The following is a 25,103-nucleotide window of genomic DNA, read 5'->3' as shown; positions in this document are numbered from 1 at the left end:
GAGTTGAATCGTTCAGTGAGTGTATGTGTGGAGCGAGCGGGTATGAACTGTATTTTGAGTGGGTAGGGTAGGGGTGGAATGGACATGGTGAGGTGTAATTTCGTCTTCTTCGGAGATTGCTTCTGCCAAGTACAAGAGAGGAGGATGACCTGATGCTTCAGGTACGTGAAGTAAGCCATAGTTATGGCAAACGCAATTGGCTGGATCGTTCGGGAGCGCGTCCTCCTGTGCTGGCAGACATTTCACTTACGATTGAAAAGGGTGTTTGTCTGGGACTGCTGGGTACGAGCGGGGCAGGTAAAAGTACCTTGGGCAAAATCATTCTTGGTCTGGAGAAGCCCAGCCAGGGTCAGATTTTATTTCAAGGACAGGATATCTATCGATCCAGCAAACCCGTACTCAAGGGATTACGGCGTGATCTGCAGGTCGTGTTCCAGGACTGTTATTCGGCTGTGAATCCGCTTATGACTGCCGCGCAGATCATCGGTGAGCCGCTGGATAATTACGAGCGTTTGTCGGCAAAAGAACAACTGCGTGTGGTTGGACAGCTGCTTGAGCAGGTCAGACTTACACCTGAGGATGGGAGCAAGCTTCCGCACGAGTTCAGCGGTGGGCAATTACAGCGGGTCAACATCGCACGAGCCATCGCGCTCAAGCCGAAGTTAATCGTACTGGACGAATCGATTAGCAGCCTGGATATGGTGCACCAGACACAAATCTTATCTTTGCTGGCAGAGCTCAGAGCATCTTATGGGTTGTCCTACCTCTTTATCACGCATGATATTCGGGCCGCCATGACGATCTGTGACCGCATTGCCGTGATGGATCAGGGGAAGCTGGTCTATAGCGGTGATGCTGGGGGTTCGGTAATGCAGTCGGATCATCCGGCTGTGAAGCAGTTGGTTACAGCTATTTTGCCTGAGCATCCGTCGGGTCGTATTTCGTTTAAATGAAATTTATAGTGAAGGAGGCTCCTTACCATATCGATGGTAGGGAGCCTCTTTTTTCACATCTATTCATCAGTTTAGGATTATCCTAATTTCCCCGATCTGCACGCTCCATACGATATGTATACTTCACAAGCTCAATCTGTTGCTGCTTGAAATCTGCAATCCATTCTCCTAAAATGTTCTGGAAACGATCCATCTTTCTTCGCAATTCTTCTGCAGATTTACCTTTCCAATCTCCAATACTCTCATCAATGGATCTTACATGACGTTTGTTAGCTTCAAGCATATCCATTAAATCATTGATTTCCTTCTCGGCATTCATCAAATCCACTAATTCTACAACAATGCTCCGTGACATATGCTTCGTCGCTCCTTTTTTAACCCTCGTCGGCTTGTCTGAAATCTTCCGCTTTTTGATTAATATACTCTGCAATGACATGTGCTTCTTCTTCGTACCATCGGCTAAATTTGTGCAAATCACTTGTTAACCGATCCACAATAGGTTCAAGAGAGTGGCTATCACTGGACTCAATAAGTCTGAGAATGGCATTGGTTGCTGTGGGGAGGCTAGATTGAAATTCATTTACATGCTGCTTCATTTTTTGTCCGGCTCTTTGAAGATTCTCTAGTGAGAGTTGGATGGTAACCCCAGCACCGGCAGCAGCCATTTGTCCAAGAGGTCCTAGGTTGGCACCATACTTTTCAATTAATTTATTTACGGTATCCTTCATTTTTTCATTGGCAAGCAGGGTATTTATGTATTCCGTGTACCTTGGATTTCCACCAATCACTTCACCATCTCGTGTATAAAGTGTATTTGTAATAAAGCCATTCTTGTCAAACTCGAAGTTCTCAAGACCGTGGGCCTTTTCCCCACCGAAAGAATTGAAAAGTTTGACTCCCATGTTTTGCGTACCAGATGGAAGCGTAGTTGAAACAAAAGTCAGATTCTTCCAAAATGGTGTAAAAAAACCGGAAGAAGTATCAGTTGATTTGGTTATTAAAGGTATAACGATTTTGGGTCTATTCGCTTCCTCGTACGTCTTATTAATCATGATTGTATTGGCTGCATGCCGCGTCGATGTATTGGAAAAACCTGCTCCAACACCATCTCCTGGGTTGACATAAGCTGTGTTTTTCTTATCATATTCTCCGGCATCTATTTTCTTTAGGATATCATCGGAGACAACTGCTCGAATGCTAGCTGGGTTGTATGTAGTGGATGACAGGTTGTTTCTAACAGAGACGTATTGAGCAAGCGCTCCTCCCAGTGAATGTCCTGTAGTAGAAATTTCTGCTTGTGGGTATTCTTTTCTAACGGATATGTATAATTGATCTGCCTGATAGAATTGATTATTTTCATACTGAGAGTTAGGACCATATACTTGAGGAGATATAAGTTTTTTTTCAGCCTCATTTAAATTCGGGTTGTTATGGACACTTGCCCACTGTTGTTCTGCGTATTTGGTACGTCCCCCAATTACGTCTTTAAGGTCCGTTCCGTAGTCTGTTATCACACTCTTAATGGGGCGGTCAGGTGGCTCAGTTCCTCTGTAACCAATGATGACTTGATCCGTTTTTTTATTATAGAAAACTTCAGCATGAAATCCACTTTTCTCGTCATCGAGCATACCTGAAGGTTTGATTACTTTCCAGTCGGTATTTGTAGGAAAGTTATAGCCAGATTGTATACTATCTCTATAGACTTCTTGTGAGATAGTATGATAGATTTCATCACTAACAAAATTACTCATTAAGACACACCCTATTTATAATAATTTAAAGCTACAAGTAGTATTATTTTACCATATATACTAAACTGTATATAGTATTATTTTTCTGTGAAAGGAGAGTTTTTTTGTCAAAAAACAAAAAGATTATTATGTTTTTTATGCTTTTTCTTATAATATTCACTGTATATTATAAAATATCTGAATCTAAAAAACAGGATTTATATGAAAGAGTAATACCGATTGGTGAAGCTTACTTTATGGAGTATTATGATGCGGAAATATATTTCACAAGATTTGACATTAATACCCCCGTTTCAAACGACATTATTCTATACGGCTATGTAAAGGGAGACGAGAATACACAAGTATCTCTTTCAATCGATTTAGATACACTAGAGCCTCAATTAGAAATGGGACCACAGGATTTTATAAATAAGCGTAAGATTCCGTTTAAATAATATAATATTAACTTTGGCTCAATCTAAAAACTAGTGATTGAATTTTTCAATTCGTTAAAGTAACGTCGGTTACATTCAACTAAGATACCAGCTCTGTAGCACGTGCGATTACGTGTGAAGTAGTGTCGACGCTGGTAAGCTTTGATCCGGTTATGCCGTCCTTCAACAGTCGCATTTGTAAAACGACAGTGATGGTAATTCACGATCTCTTCTTGCCAGTTTCGCAATGGTTTTCAATGTGCTCTGGACGGCAGGATGATCGATGTTCTCTCCTTGCTCTAACCATCGATTGAATCCCAAGCGAGCTGCGTTGACGTTGGTAGAACAGTCGTACCACTGCGAAAATGATTCCTTCCATTCCCAGACGCTGCGTAGCAACGTAGAGAAGGTAAGTAGGCTTTCTTTGTATTTTGCTCTGTTCAGAAAGCTGATCCATCGGCGGATTCAGCAATCGATGATGACTTTTCAGGATGGCTTTAGCCCGGGAAGATAGCCTGTGCTGAATCGATTTTCGAATCTCTTGAACACTGTCGATGACATAACCATGAACATGGAAGCGATCCGCAATACGAATCGTCTGGGGAAAACATTCGGCAATCCACGTGTGATAGGCCTTAGCAAGGTCCATCACAACGGCCTTGGGCTTTAAGGCTAAAAAGCGGGGATTTGCTTGAGCATACTCGCGTAAGTCTTCCAGCTTCCGTCCAGCCCAAAGATCCAGCATGGTTTCGCCACGTAGATTGTGAATGCCGGTATTATACGTAAGTCCTTTTTTGATCGCGAAACCGTCTATCCCGAGTACCAGATTCGAACAGTCTGTAGCTTCGTGCCATGCCTGTTTCGTCAAGCGCTCGCATGCTTCCCGATGCATTCGCTGCACTGTACTTGCAGGCGCTTGTTGCATGTGTGAGCTATGCACTGCTGTAGAGCCGAGTGCTTGTTCGACGGTTTGAGCACGAAAAGCCTGGCTGTATCGTTGTTTAGGCCCCACAAACTCGTAGCTCCAAACGAAACCTATTTGGCATGCCGTGCAGGTCATGCGGATCGCTGAAATATGCAAGTAGCGGTCAAGACTACGTTATGAAATATTATGGTGCAGAAATAATTTTCACAAAGTATGAATTAAATACTCCTGTTACAGAGGATATTGTTCTGTGTGGTTACGTAAAAGAAGATCAAAAAATACAAGTCTCTCTCTCTATTAATATAAATACACTTGAACCAAGAAATGCAATGGGGCCGCACGATTTCATAATAAAGCGTAATCCGCCGTTGGAATAGTGCAAATGGTGGTCGTATTTCTCCAAGTTTGTATGATATTTAGGATTTGTTAGACCTATGCAAAGAAAAAGCTACTGGGAAGTTAAAGTGAGAAGAGTACATATAGAAAGCAGAGGGATTTAGATCATGAAGAAACTTTTATTAACTGTATTAGCAAGTATATTGACTGTAAGCATGATAGGTTCGGGAAACAGAGCACTTGCAGCTGCGCCGAAGCAAGTCGAGGTGTTGCTGAACACCGTGAAAATGAAGTTTCCAGATGCGAAGCCATTCCAGGATGGCCAAGGTAGCGTTATGGTTCCAATCCGATTTGTATCAGAAGCCCTAGGCGCAAAGGTAACATACTCGAAGGCTGGCAAAGTTTCCAAGGTTGGGATCGTCAGCAAAGATCATAAAGTGGACATGACGATCGGGCAGACTTCAGCCCTCGTCGATGGCCAGAAGAAAGACTATGGTACGCAGATCATTCTGAAGCAAAACCGGACTTTCGTTCCCCTGCGTCTAGTGAGTGAAGGACTTGGCCAGAAGGTAGAGTGGGACAAGATTGGCCGTTGGGTTTGGATTGGGAACAAAGACTTCCGGAGTACAGATGATAAAGAGTTCAAGCAGAAACAGTTGAGTGATTTTAAAACTTATGCGAAATCTGATTATGTCTTCAAGACCATCAAGAGTCAAAACTATTCGGGCATTAAGGTAATAAATGAAAGTGATTTGCCGATTAAGTTACAAAATGGACAGGTAATCTATAGTATTAATTTAGTTAAAAAGGATGGGGACAATTTTATTGCTATTCGGAGTTCTCAGCGTGGAACACCTATCGATTTACTTGTAAAAGGCGATTTTGCTAGAGGTAGAAATCATGTAGATAGCATGTTTGTAAATAATGGCGACAAAACAGGAACTGGCTATTATCCGGTGCTGAGTAGATTGGATAAATTCCAAAACGGGGATTACGTTCAGAATTTCGACTGGACTAAATTTAATTTAAAGCAAGCTGACTACATTATGATTCAAGATGGTGATTTACAGGACTATGGTGTCGCCCTCTTAAATCCATTTAAGTAGGGAAAGATTAATGAAAAAAAAGATCTACTCTTTATTAAGCTTAGTACTTATTTTGTCGTCAGTTCTCACAATTTTTACATTTAGTCCGGGGAAAGCTGAAGCGATCGGAAGTTCAAGACTTTTTCAAGACCCCGAAAATCATAATATCTATTATTTTGTTGGAATGGTCTACTTTGAAGTATGGAGCGATTCTTCTGGAGTTTGGACGAGAGGGAAAAGTCCAAAAATGTGGACTGAAGTAGACGGTGGTCCTTATGAATTCAGCTTTGCTTCAAACCGAAAAGTCAAAAGTTTGAGTGCAAAAGCTTATGATTTTAATTGGAAGTATGCAGATGAAACATTTAATACATCCAGAACCGGGGAATTAGCGGCTAATAATAAACGGTACTACATGCTCGCAACATCAACGAAAGAATACACTTTAAAAAAGAGTACTGTGAATGGCGTAGGAACCAGCTCTGTAAATATGGACGTTATTGTCCAAAATGGATATCTTGATGCTGTGAAACCAGTTGATAGACGAGAAGAGGAGGAACGTAACGGGAAAACTTTTGCAGCCAAAGTAGAAGGTTATAAATACTTCTTCCCAACGTTGTTTACCATTGAACTCGAACCGACTGAAGGACAAGCTGTAATCAAACACTGGACGACAACAGGACAAAGTCTGGATGGTGTAGAAGGCTTCACCGACAAAAAAGTGAAGCTGGAGAAGGATAAGACATACAACTTCACCCATACCGCTCCTGGTGATAAATACACCTATGAGGGTCATAAGAAAAGTACGCAGGGAGATCCTTCGAGTTTATCTCGAAAGTCCGGAGATCCTGGACAGTTTATATACAACAGCCAGTACCCGGTCTATTACGTGTACTTCTACTACAAGCCCAAAGGCACACCACCACCACCTGGAGGGCCAACTTGTACCCAACCGGCTCCAGGGCGCACCATAGATGGCAAGGTCATGGACCCGGTCGTCAGTGGCATGATTAAAGCCGATCAGCGCGGCAATGAAATGTTCGATGTCCTGAAGGGTATCCCGACATCGGAAAGCCTGTACGGGAATGTCTTCAGCCGAGATTATTTGTTCCAGAACAAATTCGTACAGATGACCGGCACATGCGAATATACGGTCAAAGTAAATCAGAAATGGAAATTGACATGGAAAGATGGAAGAACGGTTTCCACACCGGATGGTGGTACGGATACGATCTATGATATACCGCGGGAAGTAGATGATGAACGTAATCCGGAGTACAAAGTGGTACGGCCATACGCCTACTGGACGATTGATGAACTGAGCGTGTACAACATCCAGGATGCGGTGCTCCAGAATTACGCATTCTCCGGAAGCGAGATCACCATCACGCCAACGGGATACACACCGCCAGAGTTCCAGGCTGAAACGACAGGCGACAAATACCCTGCTCCGCAGCCAGTCACACAGCAGGGGCCTTCTCGAACAAAGGATGGTGGAATAAGACAACCATCCATGGAGGAAGAGAATCTGCAGGCCGTGGCCGAAGCTGCTGTTCCGGACGTACAAGTCGAAAACGACTCCCTGGTGTTCAAGGGTCAAACGGTCATGAACAAGCAGCGCACAGCCAAGGAGGGTCCGCAGCCTGGACAGATCCCAGCGCCGGTTCAGATCGGGAAGGACGTATTGTATAGTCCATATAACTACATCCCGATCGAAAAGACTAACAAGAAGGATACAACCAGCAAAGGACATATTAATTACATATTAGCCGATGGAAGTATTGATGCCGAAGAAGAAGAACTGGAATACGAAATCTACGGGATTAACACAGTCACTGTTCATACGCCAGTCGTGAACTATTCTCTTGTTTCAGACGATCAGCCTCATAATCAGAAAACAATACCGAATATGGCTCGGTCTGCCCTTATTTTGGAGCGGCCGTTCACAGTCCGTATCCCCACGAGCGGACAGCATTTGGATGTCAACTCGTATCCGGGATATGGGGATCGGGATTATGCCAAATATTATCGAATCAAACAGGTGCGGTTTCCGTTTGACGTGTACAGTGCCGACCGGACACAGTTTTACCCGCGGAGTACATGGATCGATATTCCGGTGGACGTGCTCGATACCACCTTTTATCTGCCTGTATGGGTAGACGAAGGAGATTACCAGGTGGAGTTCCGCAATATTGCAGAGAATGCACCTGCCGATTTTGAATCGATGTCCAGGAGCAATGCCCAACCCGATGCCAACACAGATCTAACGTATCATCTGGCCAGCGACGAAGTATCCGTGGAGGTCATTGGAAGGTTATACGATTTTGAAATCACGGATATTGCAGATTACAACTGGGAGCTTGTTTTCCGGCGGTTTAAGGGTAGTACTGCCCCAACTTGGATCAGTTACTGGACTGGAACGCAGGGAATTGATGGAGACAAGCGGGGGAACAAACCGCAATTCACCGTACCGATTCGCCCAGGCAGTCATCCGCTGCAAGGGTATCAGAATGTGGCTGTGAAGACGGGATATCACTTTAAGTTTGATTTCAAAACCAAGGGCAATATGTTCGGGCCCAGAGACGGCATTCGCCTGACTCCGACCTTTGATTTTGTAAGCAAAGATGGGAAAACACGCGTACCGGTAGATCTGTATTACTCGACGAACCAGCGAAGTTTTATTCGTATAGGTTCAGCAGAGGATCAAGTTAAGCGGTTTGTCATTCTCAATGATCGGTTACGTCAAGTACCTTCGGAACAGCTACGAGATACGGCGACCTACAAATATAATCGCTATGGCGAAATTCATCCAGGGATGATGAGTGAACGGACGTATCAGGAGTATTACCGGGATAAATTTACGAAAATGAAAACCCCTGTAGGCGGATACAGTCTTTTGCTGATGCCTGAGCAATTACGTACGTTTATCGGACCTAAAACCAATATTCCGACGAACGCAAGTGCGGATGTACTTCGTGCAAATGCTGCCATTCAGCAGTGGTATGGAGAATATAGTCTGCCCGCCGAGCCTTCCGTGGTTCAAGCAGGAACCAATCTGGCCGAGTATGGGCGTACCCATGGTGGTTTGGATGCAAAGTCACCCATCTTCTTGAAGAACGGTTATATTGTTGTGAACTTTAACTTGGAGTCGATCCAGGAAGGGAACCTGGGGGCTCCGCATCTGCAATATATCCATGCACCGCTGATGAACCAATGGTTGCTGGAAGGATTTCAGCGTCAAGTCGAAGATAGCTACGGCAACTCGTTCACTTTAAGGGATGGAGATGTGGTGTTCTACCATGCTGATCGTTCCAGCCGAGATGATTTCAGTGCACAGGTGCCACATTAAGCGAGAACGTGCAGCTAAAACAAGCACGAAATATGCCAAACGTTTAGAGCACAATAGGTTGAGATAAGGAAGACATAGAGTCCGGCATTGGACAGATGGAGAACGCGATGAGTAGAATACAAGTAACCCCGGAGCGTTTGTTTGAAGCCTAACGAGAGGTTGAACGGACTCGCGTGCGAATGGGAGATACACACGAGGAACTCATTCGATTGATCCGCTGGATGGAATCGATGTGGTCCGGGATGGTGCGAGAACGGTTTTTAGAACGATTTGAAGAAACCCAGCCCCGCATGATCGAAACGCTGGAGCATTTGACCCACATCGCGAAGGAACTTCGAGACATTGGTGTCCGTTTTCAGCAGGCAGATGAGATGAGCGGGGCGGCAGTGGCAGGTACCGTAGCTACGATGTCTATCGGGCTGAAAGCAGCGAATAGTCCTAGTGATAAAGGATACCGGATGGCGTACAATTCGCAGTGGCATATGTGGCTACCGGTTAATGAGAAGGGCGTGACAGATCAGACAGCCCTTCAGGCGTATGAGAAGGACAAGGGTAAACTGGATAATAGCAGCTTGAGTCAGGGGATGGGAGCTGTCGAGCCTCCGAATCAGGATCTAATCCAGTTACAGATTGAAGCACTAGAACTGAGAGTGAATCCTTTTACGGGAGAGCCCGTCACTGACGATTACGCCAAGATGATGATATCATCCCTGAAATGGAGTCAAATTGTTGCCGGAATCGGGCTGGTCACTGGAAGTCTATCTGGAGGGAAAGGTCCTTATAAAGGACGCGGGACCAATCCGGCAATTGCCAAAGTGAAACAGACTATTAAGGACGCGAAAGCGAAGAGAGAGCAGTCGAGTAAGAGTTCTGGGGGTACCGTTAAAGGTACTTATTCTGGAGGAAGAAATCAAACAGAATTAGATGATTTAGCTCGTGATCCAGCAAGTAGTGGAAAAATAGAGCCAAAAAATATAAGGGAAAGAGAAGTTGGATTAGCAGTAGAAGAAAGAGGTGAATTAGGGAGGTTAATACGTGATCCTCAAAGAGAAAATGGAGCAGAATTTATTGATACATCATCAGGTTTAAAGTGGGACGTTAAAAGCTTTGAATCTTTTCCAAGTGGTAATAATGGGATTCCTATAACAAATCCCAAAAAGGGTGCTTTTACTGTCCAACAAGGTATGAAAAAGCTTCAAAAAGAATTTGATAATGGAAATAATGTGATTATCGATACAAGAAAAATGGAAGGTGAGCATATTAAACAAATGAAGAAAGCAATTGATGAAGCAGGAGTAGCAGATAAAATAATATGGTATCCTTAAGGGGTGTGGAAATGGAAGGAAATCTCAATAAGGAATTTGAACTTCATAAAAAATGGATTGATACAATTGGTGAAGAAGGTGAAATGTTAAATTTAGATGGGGTGGATTTAAGAGGAGTAGATTTATCCAATAAATTGGTTGAACAAGCATATTTAATAGAATGTAACTTTGATGAATTAAAATTGGAAAACATTGATTTTCATACATCGTTATTATGCTCATCGACATTTAAAAATGCCTATCTAAATAACTGCGATTTTTATAAATCTGATCTTAGATATGCAGATTTTTCTAACTGTATCATTAAAAAATCTAGATTTAGTAAGAGTGACTGTTGGGAGGTGGGATTTAAAAATGCAGTTTTAATAGATTGTAAGTTGAATAATGCACTTTTCTATCTTACTGATTTTAGTAATGCAAAATTAGAAGACGTAGATATAAGTTTATCGACATTTGAAGAAACATTATTAAAAGGGGTGACATTAAAAAATATTAAAGGTGTAGGAGAGGCTCATATAAAAAGTATCAATATCGGGACCCAAGAAAAACCAATTATTTTACTGGGTGAAGAAGCTAGAAAATGGCTAATAATGATGATGAAACAGGAATGAATAACTATCTAGTAGTAAGTAGTTTGGATCTCTTCCAAAATTGATAGTTCGTAGAGATTTATGATTACACGAAGTTCAAACTTTCTTCGGCAGATTATGTTCTCTTGAGTGATGGCGATTTGGAAGATTACGCTGTGGCCATCATCAATCCATTCAAGTAAGAAGGGGCTGATCAAGATGAAACGAACGATTAGTTCCTTTTTAAGTTTTGTACTTATATTGTCCTCAGGTGCTTGTTATATTCATGTATTATCCAGGTAAGGTAGAAGCAGCCGTACACTCTATTAGTTCAAACAGACTCTTACAAGACAAGGATAATCCTAATCTGTATTAATTTGTAGGGATGGTTTATTACGAAGTATGAAGCGATTCAGCAGGAAAGTGGACGGGTGAAGGTTATCCTCCTAGATCTAAGGTTTAGAACGAAGAGAAAAATAGACCAATAAAGGGTTAATATTAAATGAGTGCTAAATGGATGTTCAATTACATAATATTGTAAAAAAAGACGCTCCCATAGCAAAAGAATATTTCAAAAATGAGTATAACGTAACAGTGGAATTTACAGATTATCATCTTATTACTGATTATGTGAGCCCAGATTCATTAAAAATTATCTATCGAATTGGTAACAAATGACCAGTTACTAAACGAATATTACATAAAGTCGGAGATTAATTAATGGAACAAAAAATGAACGAATTATATAGAACAATTGCAGAAATCATAGATCAAATGATACCAGTTAAGTGGGAGGACTTTTATTTTAATGGTGAAGTGGAAAATGGAGAAGGCGGAGTCTTTTTTTTCTTTAAGCCTGAAAATGGGAGAGAGTATATTTATTCTCTTGATATTTTAAATAGATACAATGTTAATTCAGAAGAATATAATCATTTAGAGACTAAATTGTTTGAAGTTACAAATGAGTTGAAAAATTTATTTTTAAACGAAGGACAGGATCCATGGTTTTCAATAACCATGAAGCTTACATCTGAAGGGAACCTAAATATAGAATACGATTACACGAATTGGGGCGAATCCAACTTTGGCCCTTCAGACAGGTTAGAATATTGGGAAAGTAAATATCTGAATCATATTCCACAAGAAGAGAATGACAGAGTGAAAATTGAGAAAATGAAAGAGTTCGAAGAAGTGAATTAGATTATTTTTCTTTGGTAGTAGGGCTACCCAGTGCTGAGTAACTAAGTATCCAACAGCAGTTTTAACTGATGTAATACACTTATAAAGATTTTTGAATTCGATTGTGCGCACATCAAACCCTTTAAGTTTACAACATAAATAACGTTATCGCGGTTCATTAGCAGGTTAATTGTGGTAGTAATTACCGTAATTAACCTTTTTTTATTTTGTATTTGGAAACAAACACAACTTAAAAATATAATCGCTATAGCGAAACTCATCCAGGGATGATGAGTGTGTGGATAGAAGAGACATGATTCCTGAACATGTTGAACAGTTAAAAGAAACAATTAAAAAAGCCGGAATATCAGATGGGATTATTTGGTATCCATAGGAGGGTTAGGGATGACAAATGATATTAAAGAAATAATGACTCGATTAGAATCACACCGCCTTTGGCTTGAAACTGTTGGGGAACAAGGCGAAAAACTAGGTATAGATGAAGTTGATTTGCGAAATATGGATTTGTCACACTACCCATTAGACCAAGCATATATAACAGCTTGTACCTTTGATGGCATGAACTTAAATCACAAAAATTTCTCTTCATCTTTACTAAATTCATCAACTTTTATATCTACAAATTTGGAAGGGGCAGACTTTTGTAAATCTAATGTCTCTTATGCGGACTTCACAAATGCCAATGTTAAAGCTACTAGACTTTCTGATAGTGAATGTATTGAGACGGTGTTTGTTCAAGCAGATTTATCAGATGCTAATTTAGTAGCTGGTCTTTTTGATGAGACGGATTTTCGCAATGCAATATTTTTTAATGCTGATTTTCGGTTAGCTACGTTTGAAAGAGTATTGCTAAAAGGAGCTAAATTAACTGGGGTTCGGGGGCTAGATGAGGCTTTTATAAAAAGCATCAATATTGGGACGCCAGAACAACCAAAAATTCTAGTAGGTGAAGAAGCTAGAAAATGGTTACAAGATAATAAGCAGATCCTTTACAACAGTAGAGATTAGGCCGTAAAATACACAACCAACAATGCCACAATATGAGCTAGCCGCCCGTGTTGTGGTCTTTTTTTACCCTCTATAAGCACTATAATTGGTCAGATAGTGTATATGAATAATTAGGGAGGTAGAATTTTGGCAACTTATGTTCTGTTAGTTAGAGAAGAAGAGACAGAGAATTTTGTAGTGTATAAATTTGGTCCTGATGAAAACTCATTAGGGAAGATAAAGTTAAGTAAATCGGATGGGGAATGTGAGGAAATCGAAAAAGTTCCGGGATCCACTACAAATTTCTATTATTTACGTGCAGCTTCAAGATTAATTAGAATCTTAAGAGAGAATGACGGCGTTTTTCCAGATAGAACGTCTTATGCTTCTTAAGGGGAACGCTTGTCTATGAGTAGATTCGACCCAGTACCGAATGAAATTACTAATAACCTTATAGCATTGAACAGGTCAATTATGGTTATATACTCCCATGATTGACCTGTTTTAGTTAGCATCGTTTTATACAAAACAAACTCAGCAAACAGCGTTTTGATTAAACTTTACTTTTACACAATATAACTGACCATGGCGACGATAGATATCTACTCAGTTACCCCATCTTCCGCCCAAGCTGTTCGATCTTATCCAACCAATTCTTTCTCTGTTCCTCGGACTGTTTGCCGACCAGATCTACAGGTGTTATGCGCACAGGTTTGATGCCTGTCAGAGAAAAGGTGGAGATCTTCATCATTTTGTGTGCAGGTTCACCCTGGAACCATTTGTAGTACCAGCTCGGACCATCCATCGTGGTGATCATGCGAGCGGTGCGGCCTTTGAGCAGCTGATCCGGGAAAGGTTTTCCTTTTTGATACTTGAAGGCATAACCTGGCATGAAGATTCGGTCAACGAATCCTTTCAGCAGGGCAGGAGGTCCTCCCCACCAGATTGGGAATACCCATACGAGATGCTCGGCCCATTTAATCGCCTCTTGTGCTTCTAGCAAGTCCGTTTCAAGCGGCAGTTTATTACGATAACCTCCCTTTAAATTCATGTTGAATTCCAGTTCGTTCAAGGTGATCATGCGAACCTCGGCACCTGCCTGCACAGCGCCTTTACGATAAGCTTCGGCGATTGCGCCATTGTAACTCGGGGAAACGGGATTGCCTTGGATGATTAATATTTTCTTCATGATGACGACACGTCCTGACTATTTTAGTTAATGAACACTAACCTCATGTGCAAAAAGAAAAGGTCACGTATGACCCGATAATCCATCTGTATATCCTGATGGTATGTTGACGATTCTCTTTTTATAACGTGTAGCCCCAAACCTTACTTGGTGTTCTGCGAGGTCAGAATGGTTGCCCTCTCCAGTTCTACTCTTGAGGTACCTGCCCCAACATCAATGAGAGTCGGTGAACGGTTTCCCCGGTGTAGGGTACCAACAACTCTGGCAATTCACCTTGCATACTCGAGACCGCCATACGTGTAATCGCACCGATCACCAGAACGGCTGTGAGCCGTGAATCCTGCTGAGGCAGTTCGCCCCGCATCATTCCCTGATCGATCAGATCCATTAACGCATCCAATGGCTGACGGTAATCATCACTGCTTCCGGCTTCAATAAATATTTCATGATTCTGTGAAATCAACAGCAGTCCATAGGGATCTTCATCATGCAGATGGAGAACCTCAGTCACCAGTTGCTTGAAGCGTTCCAACACGGGACCTTCCTGGCGAACATACCCGTCAATCAGTGAAGTATAGTCCACGCAGTATTGGGTGAAGGCTTCCAGGGCAACGGCATCTTTGTTTTTAAAATGTTTGTAAATCGCCGCATCGGTTACTCCGGCGGCGTCACCGATTTCTTTGACGGATATGCCGTCAACGCCTTTGGTTGCAAACAAGCGCATCGCCGCTTGTAAAATATCTTTCTTTTTACTATCCACATGAGGTTTGTTCTTCATAATCGTATAGTAAGTGATTACTAACTAAAATGCAACAAGCAATTTTGAAACTCTAAATGGAGACACGGAATAAGCGCTTACGAACAAAGCTTGCAGGCTTGAGAGAGGCAACGTATGATGAATAGAAATCAACATCGGAGCAGCAGGAAGAACGAAACGGATGGTGGATTGCGTGAAAGATGAGATGGATGCATACAGCTGGGTGACGCCCGAAGGAATGCTGAATGATCACTATATAACAAGCCGTGAACAGTTGTATAAAGGAATGAACGGACGATATGTGGAGCGATTCACTGTTCCTAGCGGTGAACGTTATATTTTCAAACCACTGACGAATCCTGCACAGCATGGACGGGAACGATGGATGTACGAGCGTGTGATGTCTGGCCTGCCACCGATTTATCCGCAGCTCATTGCAGCGTCGGACCCTACCATCGCACCGGCACAGAGCTGGATGATCTACGAGGATCTGGGGCAACTGGTGCATGATTCGCAAGAAGCGACGATGCTTGATGCAGCGGCACATATGGCAGCATGGCATGCATTGCCTGTTACGGATTGGAGTGAGCTGCCACGCGTAGGTCAGAAACCGCCCATTCGCACGATGCTGGATGAGTTGCAGATGCACAGACAATCTACCGATGAACTGATATCCAGACTGGATATACAGCTGTCCGAATCCGATTGGGACAAGATTGCCACGTTGATTCTCACAGCAGAGGAGGAACTTCCTACCGTTCTGTGTCACGGAGACCTGCATCCCGGGAATCTGGCGGAAGTGGACGGTAGGCTGGTCGTCTTGGACTGGGAGCATGCCCATCTGAATACGCCGCTGTGGGACATGTACCATTTGGTAGATCTCTCGCATCCGCTGTTTCCCAGAACGGTTACGCCTGCTTTGCGAGAGCGGGTCATAGACATTTATTTGAACAAACTAGAGAGCCTAGGCGTGCAGATTGAACGGGTTTCTTTTGCAGAATGGTACGACGCCTATGCTATTGTATTCTCACTCTGGATGCTGCGTTTGATTGATGGTGACCTGAGAAGTGAGGATTGTGTATGGCCGAAGGAACAGCTGAATAACCAGTGGCTTGAGACGACAGCGACGCTGGAACAGTGCATGAATCGGATGTGCGAGGAATAGAAATGAGGGGTGAGAAGCTTGCGTAAAGTCGGACTTGTTATGCGTAAAATTCAATTCACAGAAGCTCAAGGGCCACGCGTATTTGCGGATCGGCTGAAGCAGATTGGTCTGGAGTTGGGCGTGGATATTGTGTTCATCTCGCCAGAGCGTCATGTCAGCGGATACGACTGGTTGCCGGGTTATGAGCATGAGAAAGGCGACCTGGTGAACTACGATATCGTGCTGGACCAGATTCATAGCCAAAATATAGAGCATGTCATCTACACTGTATCCGGGTTTACGTTTTTGAAGATGTTCCTACCCAAGAGTGTACTGTTCCCGCACAGCTTCCCCGATCCCGCGCTAACGGGATATGAGATGATGAAGCCATTTTATACGATGGTCGACAAAGCAATTGTGCAGACCGAGTTTTTGAAAACAGAACTGGGCCGCAATTTCGGCGTACATGACGTGAACGTCATCCCGATTGGCTTTAGCGAAGAGCTGGCGAACCGACACTATGACCCGAGCCAGGTCGTGCATAATCGGGTGCTCTGGATTGGTAGGGATGAAGCGAATCGTCGACCGGATATGGTGCTGGAATATGCGCGGCAGAACCCGGACAAGGAAGTGTACATGGTGTTCGGCGGTGTTCGCTATAAGGAAACCATGAAGAAGTACGACATTCCTGCCAACGTGAAGCTGAAGTTCGCGCTCACGCAGGATGAGATATTTACGTTGATGAACTCATCCAAGGTGTATTGGAACTGTTCGGCCTTTGATACGTTTGCAATGCCGCTGACGGAAGCGATGGCGATGGGCAAAATGGTCGTGAAACCGGAGCATGCCTGCTACGGTCACATTCGATCCACGCATGCCTTTGCAGGCAACGAGGACAACTGGTTTGAACTCGTGAACATGGCTGCGGCTGCGCCGCGCAGTGTGTCAGAAGACAACCGGGAGTATGCATTTGGTGCTTTTTCGCGCACGAAGATGAAAGAGGGATACCGCGAATTTTTTGCTAACTGGTTGAAGTGAAGTTATATGTATTCAGATATAGACGGCTTGAGGTTCCGGTAAATCAACTTGAGCCATAAGGGTAGGATCAGCAACGATAACACATTCAGTCGGTGGATCGATAACAGAGACGAAAAGGCTTCTAATCGGGTAGGTATTCCGATCAGGAGCCTTTTCGTTATACCAAAATCAACAGGTGCTCAGATAGCGATCACCAGGGGGGTATATTATTTTGACCCGAATGAAATGGACATATTTTAGTATTTAACAAAAAAAATACGAGTGTTATGCTGTGAGCGTAAGGAAGGAGTGATCCCCAATGAAAGCGCTATCTGCGAGGGAATATCAGATTTTGAATTTTCTATTGGAGCGTAGGGATTTCGTTCCGGTCAAAGAAATAGCCGGTCACATGAACTGGTCGGAAAAAACGATTTACAGGGAACTAAACGCCTTGGAACACAATTTGCATATTCGCGGAATTCGCCTCGAACGGAAGCCGGGAACAGGTATCGCGTTGGCTTTGACTCAGGAACAGACGATGGAGCTGAGGAGAACGCAATGGACTTCGGGAAAAAGGGTGGTGACAACCCTTTCTGTAGAGGCGAGGAGAATCAAAATATTGACAAATTTATTATATGATTCTCCTGAGGAAACCTCGATTAACAAGCTGTCAGAAGAATACTTTATCGGCAAGGCATCGATTGTGAATGATCTCAAGGCCATTGAAGAACGAATTGAACCCTTTCAGCTCCGACTGGAAAAAAGCCAGCTCGGTACCCGTCTGATCGGTTCAGAGATTAACATTCGCAAAGCCATGGCTTCTCTCATTCATGAACTTGTGAGTGAAGAACGGGCGGGAGAACAAGAGCATGAATCTCGGATTGATGGTAACACACTGGTTGAGTTGATAGAACATTTTGGCTGCGATTCAGTTCAAGGGATTCAACGTATTCTGGAAGAAACCGAGCAGCAATTAGGATATACCATAGGCGATCCATATTACATCAACCTGCTGACTCACCTGCTGATTTGTATCCGCAGACTGAAGAGTGGCAAGGTCATTCGATTGGCTGACGGCATTCCTGATCATCCCGTAACTGACCCTCATGTGCATTCCATCGCAAAAGCCATGGCCGAGCGAATCAGTGAGCTATGCGGATTGGAATTACCAAGTGAAGAGATCTATTTCATCTATCAATATCTGATTTCATCAGGCATGAGTGTTCCGTCCCTTAATCTTGAGTTGTCAGGTCTGATGGACAAGGTTTGTCCAGAGTCTAAAGCGATGGTCAAGGAATTAATTCAGACTGTATCCGGGATGATCCGGCGTGATCTCACAACAGACGAACAATTGTACAAGGGTCTGATCATTCATTTCAAACCGATGCTGAATCGTCTAAAATACAACATTTCCATTAATAATCCTCTGCTGGAGGATATACGTGAGGCGTATGCCGAGATATTCTCTCTGGTCCGTTTGGGGATGCTGCCCATGGCCCAAGCCTGCGGATTGAATTCGTTTAGTGATGACGAGATAAGTTACCTGGTCCTTTATTTTCAGGCATCCATTGAGAAAAGCAGTAAAAAGAAAAGAGTTATTCTGGTCTGCTCCACTGGAATAGGGACATCTCACTTGCTGAAAAACCGGATTAATCGTTCATTTCCCGAATGGGAAGTCGTTGATGTCATTTCGACAAGCTGGTTCAAGCGGATGGAGGATTGGACGGATATTGATCTGATTATTTCAACCGTGAAACTGGAGCATCATGACTTGCCAGTTGTGTATGTCTCGGCCCTTTTAAATGACACGGATGTCAGCCTGATCAAGGCGAAGTTTAACGAGGAGAGGTTGAATCAACATCAAAACAGGGTGTTTTCGTTTCCGCTGCTCAGGGCGTACTTCCACCCATCTTATGTTCAGATTGAAACGAACACGAAGGAACAATATGCAGAAGGTACAACATCCAGTCTGAAGCTGTGTGCATCCATACTCCAACACGTAGATGCTAATCCGGAAAACCGGACATTTGCCGAGGCCAAGTTGAATAAGCATTTGTCGGTTTTCCTGATTCGCGGTGAGGTGAACGTTAATCCGATCGTCGGTTTTAACGTCATTCAAGGTGAAACAGCCAAATGTAAACTGGAAATTGTAATCGCTTTCTTTAATGATGGGCCACTAACTGAGTTACTGATAGAAATACAGAGTTTGTTGATGTGCAGGCGCATGTATGAACAGATCATGAGAATAACTACACCCCAGGAGCTTTTCGAGATATTACAGTCCAAGCACGATCAGGAGGAGAAAGATTATGGATATAACCAAGATTATCAACGAACGGTTGATTAAGCTGGATCTAAAAGCACGAACCAAAGATGAAGCCATCGAGGAATTAGCGGATTTGCTGGCAAAGGAAGGAGCCCTTTCCTCCAAAGAAGAGTTTATCAAGGACGTCTATTTAAGAGAGGAAGAGGGTCAGACTGGCCTGGAGAACCACGTAGCGATCCCTCATGGCAAATCGGCGGCGGTCCTCAAGACCTCCCTCACCATCGGGCGAACAGAGCACCCGCTTGAATGGGAGACCCTGGACGGCAAACCTGTCCATGTCGTTATTCTGTTTGCTGTACGGCTTGTAGATCGGAATACAACCCACATGAAGCTGTTGGTCCAGGTTGCCAGTATGCTCGCTGATGAAGAGGTTTTGGAGCGTTTGATGCATGAGCCGGACCCGGTCCAGATTATGGAGCTGTTTGCTAGCAGGGAGAGCGTATCGTAGAACATAGCCATTTATGATTTTAATATGGAGCACAATATATCATTTGGAGGGATTCTGATGAAGATTGTAGCCGTAGCCGCATGCACTGCTGGTATTGCCCACACCTATATTGCCAAGGAAAAATTGATTAAAGGTGCAAAAGCGCGTGGTCATGAGATCAAAGTAGAGACCCAAGGCACCATAGGAACAGAAAACGAGCTTTCCAGGGAAGAGATCGGGGCAGCTGATGTTGTCATTGTGGCTGCAGATATCAAAATCGGTGGAGAAGAAAGGTTCAAAGGCAAACGGATCATTCGAGTCAAAACCGAGACGGTCATTAAAGCCCCGATTAAATTCATTGAAAAGGTGGAGCAGTCTTTAGGGGTATCCTCATAACAAGGGAGGCAGGGCGATGAGCGCAAAATCCAATCACGCAGGTTCAGTCATCAAAGGTCATCTGTTAACAGGCATTTCCTACATGATTCCTCTGATCGTTGCTTCAGGGTTGTGTATCGCGCTGGGTCAAATTCTGGGAGGAGCTGATGTGGGCAAGGCGGAGGGTACCATTCCGTATATGATTAATCAGATCGGCGGTTGGGGCATGGGGCTAGTGGTCCCTTTAATTTGCGCAGCGATTGCTTATTCGATCTCGGACCGTCCCGGAATTGCTCCAGGATTAATTGTTGGTTTTATATGCAGTCAGATTCAAGCGGGGTTCATTGGTGGCATGCTGGGCGGATTTCTGGTGGGTTATGTCGTCCTCGGTATCCGTAAATATGTGAAGCTGCCAAAGTCCATGCAAGGATTAATGCCTGTTCTTGTTATTCCGTTTCTAGCCACACTGATCTCTGGTTTGGGTATCTTTCTGGTCATTGGTCAACCGATTGTCTGGTTACAGGACAGTCTTACCCATGTGCTTGAATCGATGCAGGGAGGATCCAAATTTGTTTTAGGTGCCATTCTGGGCTTGATGGCCACCTTTGACTTCGGAGGGCCTGTGAATAAAACGATGTCACTATTTGCTGATGGGATGTTAGTCCAAGGTATCTATGGGCCTGAGGCTGTCAAGTTTGTCGGCTCCATTATTCCACCATTAGGGATTACCCTATCGTATTTCCTGACGAGAAACAAATATACGGCAGCAGAAAAGGAGTCGTTAAAGGCCGCATTTCCGATGGGAATCTGCATGGTCACGGAGGGTGTCATTCCGATTGCGGCAAGGGATCTGATCCGGGTGGTGACTTCCTGTGTCATCGGCTCAGCGGTAGCTGGTGGATTGATTATGATCTGGGGCGTTGAGGCTCCAGTGCCACACGGCGGACTATTCGTTGTCCCCCTCTTCACCCATCCATGGCTGTTTATGTTATCTCTTCTCATAGGAACCGGAATCTGCGGTGTAACCTTATCTTTATTAAAGAAGCCAGTTACGGCGATGGATGAAGAATTCGACGATACCGAAGACGAAAGCGTAACCTTCGATGACATTGTGTTCAAAGTGGAGTAGCACCCTTCATATAGATAACGCTTACAAATTAATTATCCAAAGGAGATGTATCTCATGTTGATTACGATGAAGGAATTGCTTAAAGTAGCCAAGGAACACCAATTCGCGGTGGGAGCATTTAACGTGGCAGATAGTACATTTTTGAGAGCGGTGATTGAGGAGGCCGAACATTCCAATTCTCCAGCGATCATCGCCATCCACCCCACGGAACTTGAATTTTTGACGGATGAGTTTTTCGCATATGCCCGCCAGCGTGCACATGCCAGTCATGTTCCACTGGTGATCCATCTGGATCATGGCGGGTCCATTGCAGATATCATCCGGGCGATCAAGTGTGGATTCACCTCTGTCATGATTGACGGTTCCCTGCTCCCTTATGAAGACAATGTGGCTATTACAAAACAGGCGGTAGAAATTGCACACGCTGTCGGCGTCTCTGTTGAAGGGGAATTGGGAACGATTGGGCAGACCGGTAACTCTATCGAAGGCGGCGTATCGGTGGTAACTTACACGGACCCGGCCCAGGCAGAAGATTTTGTGACACGTACGGGGATCGATACGTTAGCCGTAGCCATCGGTACAGCCCATGGCATCTATCCCAAACATATTAAACCAGAGTTGCAAATGGAAATCCTAAGGGAAATCAATCAATTGCTAGACATCCCTCTTGTTCTGCACGGGGGGTCTGCAAACCCTGATCAGGAGGTCTCCGACTCCGTTCGACTAGGTATTTGTAAAATCAATATTTCCAGCGATATGAAACATGCATACTTCAATAAAGCTCGTGAAATTCTAAGCACTACGGAATTATGGGACCCTAATGCCATTTATCCAGACTGCATTATTGAGGCTCAGAACGTCATTCGTTATAAAATGAATCTGTTCAATTCCGCGGGCAAAGCAGACTTGTATAAAGGGCTGCGTTATGAGCAGCGTCAGGCTGAAAGTGTGAGCCTTTACTAAGCCTGCTGGCGGGGAAAATCACCCGAAGAACGATTCTCATTGCATCTCTCGGAGCCTCCCTGAAGCCCACTATTCACGAAGTTCATTTATCGTGAGTAGTGGGCTTCATTATGTGATAAAATCTACACGTATCAGAATGCTCAGCGTCAATATGTATTCGGAGAATGTGTGAAGAAGGAGGGGAGCATGAGTGAAAGGTCTTATTATATTGACACTCCTTGTTTGGCTCGCATTGCTGCTGATTGAATGGTTGATTTACCGTTTACAAGGACGGCGAATAACATGGGTTCAGTATATATTGCCATGTGTAGCCTTGCTTGGCGGTGCCGTTGTAATTATGATCAGCATTCATATTGGCGGCTGGAATGGCATCGGATATGCGTTGCTCGGTGTGTCACTCGGTACTGCGGGAATGTTAACACTTATTACAGTGGCGATCAGAGATGTGATGCTTCGGCGACGGGGCGGGAACTAGATTCAGCAGTAAAGCTGCTGTGCAGTTAGGATGAATTGCGCGCTGGGATGGTTGCAGGAATGCATTCGTCTGTGATATATTGACATTAATTATGACAAGGGAGGTGAAGACAGGTGAATCACGAGATGCTTAACAACCGTATTAGCCAGCTGCCGATTGCTATGGCTGGCATTGTTCATACTTTTCTGACCAACGGGAGAAGTCTGTCCAATTTTGAATATACGGAAGTTAACATGTGCGAGAAGATGCCTGCCTTGACCTCATTCGGACGATAAGCGATATTGCTTGAATTCTGAAGGGCCGCGGAGCTAACCTCCTGCGGCTCTTTTTGTGTTGCGGTCAGGATCTTCCATACCATAGGAGGAACCTTATTATGATGATGATTAGCGCGCAACAACTGACTCAATACCACGGAGCACATCTGGTGCTGGACGGCATTACGTTTGAAATTATGGAAGGTGACAAGGTCGCCCTGATTGGCCGCAACGGAAGCGGAAAGACCACACTTATGCGCCTCATGGCAAGGCTGAATAAGCCGGATGAAGGGCAATTGATGATTAAAAAAGATACACGAATGGGATATGTAGCTCAGGTTCCGGAAGGACTGGATGACCATACCGTACTGGATGTGCTGAGCCTTGGATTCAAGGAGCTTATGATGTGTCGCACGCAAATGAAGGAAATGGAGCAGCAGATGTCCGATCCGGCATGTGCAGCAGACCCAGATCAATTGGAGCGTCTGCTCAAACGCTACGCGGCGCTGCAAGATCAGTTTGAGCGTGAGGGTGGATATGAAATGGATGCCCGCATTGATCAGGTGGCGGACGGTCTGGATATCGCCAAGGCGCATTATGAATGGCGCTTCGGTTCACTGTCCGGTGGGGAACAGACCCGGGTGGTGCTGGCCTCGCAGCTGATCGTAAAACCCGATCTGTTATTGCTGGATGAACCCACGAACCATCTCGATCTGGAGCGGGTGGAGTGGCTGGAAGGATTTTTACGAGAATACTCCGGTACCATTGTCCTGATCTCGCATGATCGCTACTTTCTGGATCGGGTAGTGAATCGAACGCTGGAGCTGGAGGATGGTGAGGCGCTAACGGCAGCGGGGGGCTATACGGAATATATGGCAGTGAAAGAACAGCGGCTGTTGCAGCAATTCGAGGAGTTCAAGGAGCAGCAGAAGGTGATCAAAAAAATGAAGGAAACGATCCGCCAGCTGGAGGAGTGGGGCCGAGTTGGTGGCAATGAAAAGTTCTTTCGGCGGGCCGCTTCCATGCTCAAAGCACTGGAACGGATGGAACAGGTGAAGCGTCCCATATTGGAGCGGCGCAATGCCGATTTCGATGTGCGTCCTACGGATCGAACAGGTAAACGGGTCGTGGTCCTGGAACAAGTGGAGAAGAGTTATGGCGAGCGTGCAATTCTACGCGGGATCTCGGGTCTGCTGGAATATGGCGACAAGATTGCTCTTATTGGTCGGAACGGTTCCGGTAAGACGACCCTGTTCAAGTTGTTGCTTGGAGACGAGCAACCCAATGCGGGCAGGCTGGAGTGGGGGGCGCGTGTGGATGTGGGGTATCTGGCTCAACAGGAGGAACCCACGAATCCGAAGCTGAACGTGCTCGAATACTTCCGTCTGGAAGCAGGCGTGGAAGAGGGAGAGGCTCGCGGAATACTGGCTCGATACCTGTTCTATGGAGCGGATGTATTCCGCTCTGTGGGACAGTTATCCGGCGGGGAATGGACGCGCCTGCGTTTGGCTCTATTGGTGCAACGCAAACCCAATGTACTGCTGCTCGATGAGCCGACCAACCATCTGGATATCGCATCCAGAGAAGCGCTGGAAGAGTCGCTGGTTGATTTTGAAGGAACCGTACTTGCCATCTCACATGATCGGTACTTCGTTAATCGCCTCGCTTCCCGTGTCTGGGAACTGGAGGACGGTCAGATGACTTCTTATCTGGGAGACTATGAGGAATATCGGGAGAAGAAGCTTGAACTGCAAGCTCGTGCGGCGGCAGCGAGTCAGCATACATCAGGGAAGAAACCAGAAACAACCTCGACAATGAACGGTTCCACTGTTGCGGCTACCGATGGAAGTCGAGATTATAAAGCTTCTACTGAATCAGGTAAGGCGTTGACTCCTTCGGCAGCAAATGCATCGAACTATAGAAGTGGCAATGGCAACCAACAGTCTGCGGAGAAGCTGGAACAGACGTTGGCTCGTCTTGAGGCACAGATTCAGGTACTGGACCAACAGTTGGAAACCGTACAGAACAATCCGGTTGAACTGGAACAAATCTGGAATGATCGGGAGCAATTGTCCACTGAATACAATGATATATTGGCCCAGTGGGCTGAGTTATAAGTCAGAATGGCATGAGCATAAGATGGAACAAGCGAGG

22 protein-coding genes and 2 pseudogenes are annotated in these 25,103 nt (G+C 44.6%); 19 read left to right on the top strand and 5 right to left on the bottom strand.

The annotated features are described in order from the left end of the window. Positions 1 to 152: 152 nt before the first annotated feature. Positions 153 to 953 carry a nickel import ATP-binding protein NikE gene (nikE, locus tag NKT06_RS30055; protein ID WP_253441760.1) on the top strand — a complete coding sequence of 267 codons (801 nt, stop codon included), beginning with the start codon at positions 153 to 155 and terminating at the stop codon, positions 951 to 953. Between the two features lie 82 nt (positions 954 to 1,035). Here nikE and NKT06_RS30050 read toward each other — a convergent pair whose 3' ends face one another. Together NKT06_RS30050 and NKT06_RS30045 are read right to left on the bottom strand one after the other, a co-directional pair. Then, positions 1,036 to 1,308, bottom strand: coding sequence for a hypothetical protein (locus NKT06_RS30050; protein ID WP_076212169.1), 273 nt, complete (start codon positions 1,306 to 1,308; stop codon positions 1,036 to 1,038). Between the two features lie 19 nt (positions 1,309 to 1,327). Further along, a complete protein-coding gene (locus NKT06_RS30045; protein ID WP_253441758.1) occupies positions 1,328 to 2,704 on the bottom strand; it encodes a hypothetical protein in 1,377 nt (458 codons plus the stop codon). A 104-nt stretch (positions 2,705 to 2,808) separates the two neighbouring features. On the opposite strand from NKT06_RS30045, the gene NKT06_RS30040 reads away from it, so the two are divergent. Beyond that, a complete protein-coding gene (locus tag NKT06_RS30040; protein ID WP_253441756.1) occupies positions 2,809 to 3,141 on the top strand; it encodes a hypothetical protein in 333 nt (110 codons plus the stop codon). A gap of 23 nt (positions 3,142 to 3,164) precedes the next feature. On the opposite strand, the pseudogene NKT06_RS32045 reads toward NKT06_RS30040, so the two are convergent. After that, positions 3,165 to 4,204: pseudogene (locus NKT06_RS32045) on the bottom strand (ISL3 family transposase); the annotation flags it as partial. 344 nt (positions 4,205 to 4,548) lie between these two features. Between NKT06_RS32045 and NKT06_RS30020 the strand changes: the two are divergent. The 7 genes and pseudogenes from NKT06_RS30020 to NKT06_RS29990 all read left to right on the top strand — a co-directional run bounded on the left by NKT06_RS30020 (position 4,549) and on the right by NKT06_RS29990 (position 13,286). Continuing rightward, a complete protein-coding gene (locus NKT06_RS30020; RefSeq protein ID WP_253441752.1) occupies positions 4,549 to 5,487 on the top strand; it encodes a stalk domain-containing protein in 939 nt (312 codons plus the stop codon). 226 nt (positions 5,488 to 5,713) lie between these two features. After that, positions 5,714 to 8,812, top strand: coding sequence for a DUF5704 domain-containing protein (locus NKT06_RS30015; protein ID WP_253441750.1), 3,099 nt, complete (start codon positions 5,714 to 5,716; stop codon positions 8,810 to 8,812). A gap of 170 nt (positions 8,813 to 8,982) precedes the next feature. Beyond that, positions 8,983 to 10,137: pseudogene (locus NKT06_RS30010) on the top strand (WXG100 family type VII secretion target); the annotation flags it as partial. 11 nt (positions 10,138 to 10,148) lie between these two features. Next, complete coding sequence (locus tag NKT06_RS30005) at positions 10,149 to 10,748, top strand: pentapeptide repeat-containing protein (protein WP_253441746.1); 600 nt, start codon at positions 10,149 to 10,151, stop codon at positions 10,746 to 10,748. A gap of 678 nt (positions 10,749 to 11,426) precedes the next feature. Further along, a complete protein-coding gene (locus NKT06_RS30000; protein WP_253441744.1) occupies positions 11,427 to 11,906 on the top strand; it encodes an immunity protein YezG family protein in 480 nt (159 codons plus the stop codon). Between the two features lie 384 nt (positions 11,907 to 12,290). Next, the gene (locus tag NKT06_RS29995; protein ID WP_253441742.1) at positions 12,291 to 12,914 is read left to right on the top strand and encodes a pentapeptide repeat-containing protein; all 624 of its coding nucleotides are present in this window, start codon (positions 12,291 to 12,293) and stop codon (positions 12,912 to 12,914) included. A gap of 126 nt (positions 12,915 to 13,040) precedes the next feature. Then, on the top strand, positions 13,041 to 13,286 hold the full coding sequence (locus NKT06_RS29990; RefSeq protein WP_253441741.1) for a hypothetical protein: 246 nt from the start codon (positions 13,041 to 13,043) through the stop codon (positions 13,284 to 13,286). Between the two features lie 217 nt (positions 13,287 to 13,503). Here the strand turns inward: NKT06_RS29990 and NKT06_RS29985 are convergent, their stop codons facing one another. Together NKT06_RS29985 and NKT06_RS29980 are read right to left on the bottom strand one after the other, a co-directional pair. Beyond that, positions 13,504 to 14,085: an NAD(P)H-dependent oxidoreductase gene (locus tag NKT06_RS29985; RefSeq protein ID WP_253442907.1), complete on the bottom strand. Its 582-nt coding sequence runs from the start codon at positions 14,083 to 14,085 to the stop codon at positions 13,504 to 13,506. Positions 14,086 to 14,269: 184 nt separating this feature from the next. Continuing rightward, positions 14,270 to 14,860: a TetR/AcrR family transcriptional regulator gene (locus NKT06_RS29980; RefSeq protein ID WP_253441740.1), complete on the bottom strand. Its 591-nt coding sequence runs from the start codon at positions 14,858 to 14,860 to the stop codon at positions 14,270 to 14,272. 160 nt (positions 14,861 to 15,020) lie between these two features. Between NKT06_RS29980 and NKT06_RS29975 the strand changes: the two genes are divergently transcribed. From NKT06_RS29975 to abc-f, 10 genes are all read left to right on the top strand, one after another. After that, positions 15,021 to 16,004, top strand: coding sequence for a phosphotransferase family protein (locus tag NKT06_RS29975; protein WP_253441739.1), 984 nt, complete (start codon positions 15,021 to 15,023; stop codon positions 16,002 to 16,004). A gap of 18 nt (positions 16,005 to 16,022) precedes the next feature. Next, positions 16,023 to 17,021, top strand: a complete 999-nt coding sequence (locus NKT06_RS29970; RefSeq protein WP_253441738.1) for a glycosyltransferase — start codon at positions 16,023 to 16,025, stop codon at positions 17,019 to 17,021. A gap of 298 nt (positions 17,022 to 17,319) precedes the next feature. Then, complete coding sequence (locus tag NKT06_RS29965) at positions 17,320 to 19,347, top strand: BglG family transcription antiterminator (RefSeq protein ID WP_253441737.1); 2,028 nt, start codon at positions 17,320 to 17,322, stop codon at positions 19,345 to 19,347. Continuing rightward, entirely contained in the window at positions 19,310 to 19,774 is a 465-nt protein-coding gene (locus NKT06_RS29960) for a PTS sugar transporter subunit IIA (RefSeq protein WP_253441736.1), read from the top strand. The genes NKT06_RS29965 and NKT06_RS29960 overlap by 38 nt, the downstream gene beginning before the upstream one ends. Positions 19,775 to 19,831: 57 nt before the next feature. Further along, positions 19,832 to 20,149, top strand: coding sequence for a PTS fructose transporter subunit IIB (locus NKT06_RS29955; RefSeq protein WP_253441734.1), 318 nt, complete (start codon positions 19,832 to 19,834; stop codon positions 20,147 to 20,149). 16 nt (positions 20,150 to 20,165) lie between these two features. After that, on the top strand, positions 20,166 to 21,257 hold the full coding sequence (locus NKT06_RS29950; RefSeq protein WP_124116714.1) for a PTS fructose transporter subunit IIC: 1,092 nt from the start codon (positions 20,166 to 20,168) through the stop codon (positions 21,255 to 21,257). A gap of 54 nt (positions 21,258 to 21,311) precedes the next feature. Then, positions 21,312 to 22,220, top strand: a complete 909-nt coding sequence (locus NKT06_RS29945; RefSeq protein WP_253441732.1) for a ketose-bisphosphate aldolase — start codon at positions 21,312 to 21,314, stop codon at positions 22,218 to 22,220. A gap of 190 nt (positions 22,221 to 22,410) precedes the next feature. Continuing rightward, the gene (locus tag NKT06_RS29940; RefSeq protein ID WP_253441730.1) at positions 22,411 to 22,695 is read left to right on the top strand and encodes a YesK family protein; all 285 of its coding nucleotides are present in this window, start codon (positions 22,411 to 22,413) and stop codon (positions 22,693 to 22,695) included. Between the two features lie 113 nt (positions 22,696 to 22,808). Continuing rightward, entirely contained in the window at positions 22,809 to 22,970 is a 162-nt protein-coding gene (locus tag NKT06_RS29935; protein WP_181150888.1) for a hypothetical protein, read from the top strand. Between the two features lie 98 nt (positions 22,971 to 23,068). After that, complete coding sequence (abc-f, locus tag NKT06_RS29930) at positions 23,069 to 25,066, top strand: ribosomal protection-like ABC-F family protein (RefSeq protein ID WP_253441728.1); 1,998 nt, start codon at positions 23,069 to 23,071, stop codon at positions 25,064 to 25,066. The last annotated feature ends 37 nt before the right edge of the window (positions 25,067 to 25,103 follow it).

The organism is Paenibacillus sp. 1781tsa1, assembly GCF_024159265.1.
Taxonomy (GTDB): domain Bacteria; phylum Bacillota; class Bacilli; order Paenibacillales; family Paenibacillaceae; genus Paenibacillus.
The sequence above is the reverse complement of the archived record's forward strand: the minus strand, read 5'-3'. Positions and strand labels throughout refer to the sequence as shown.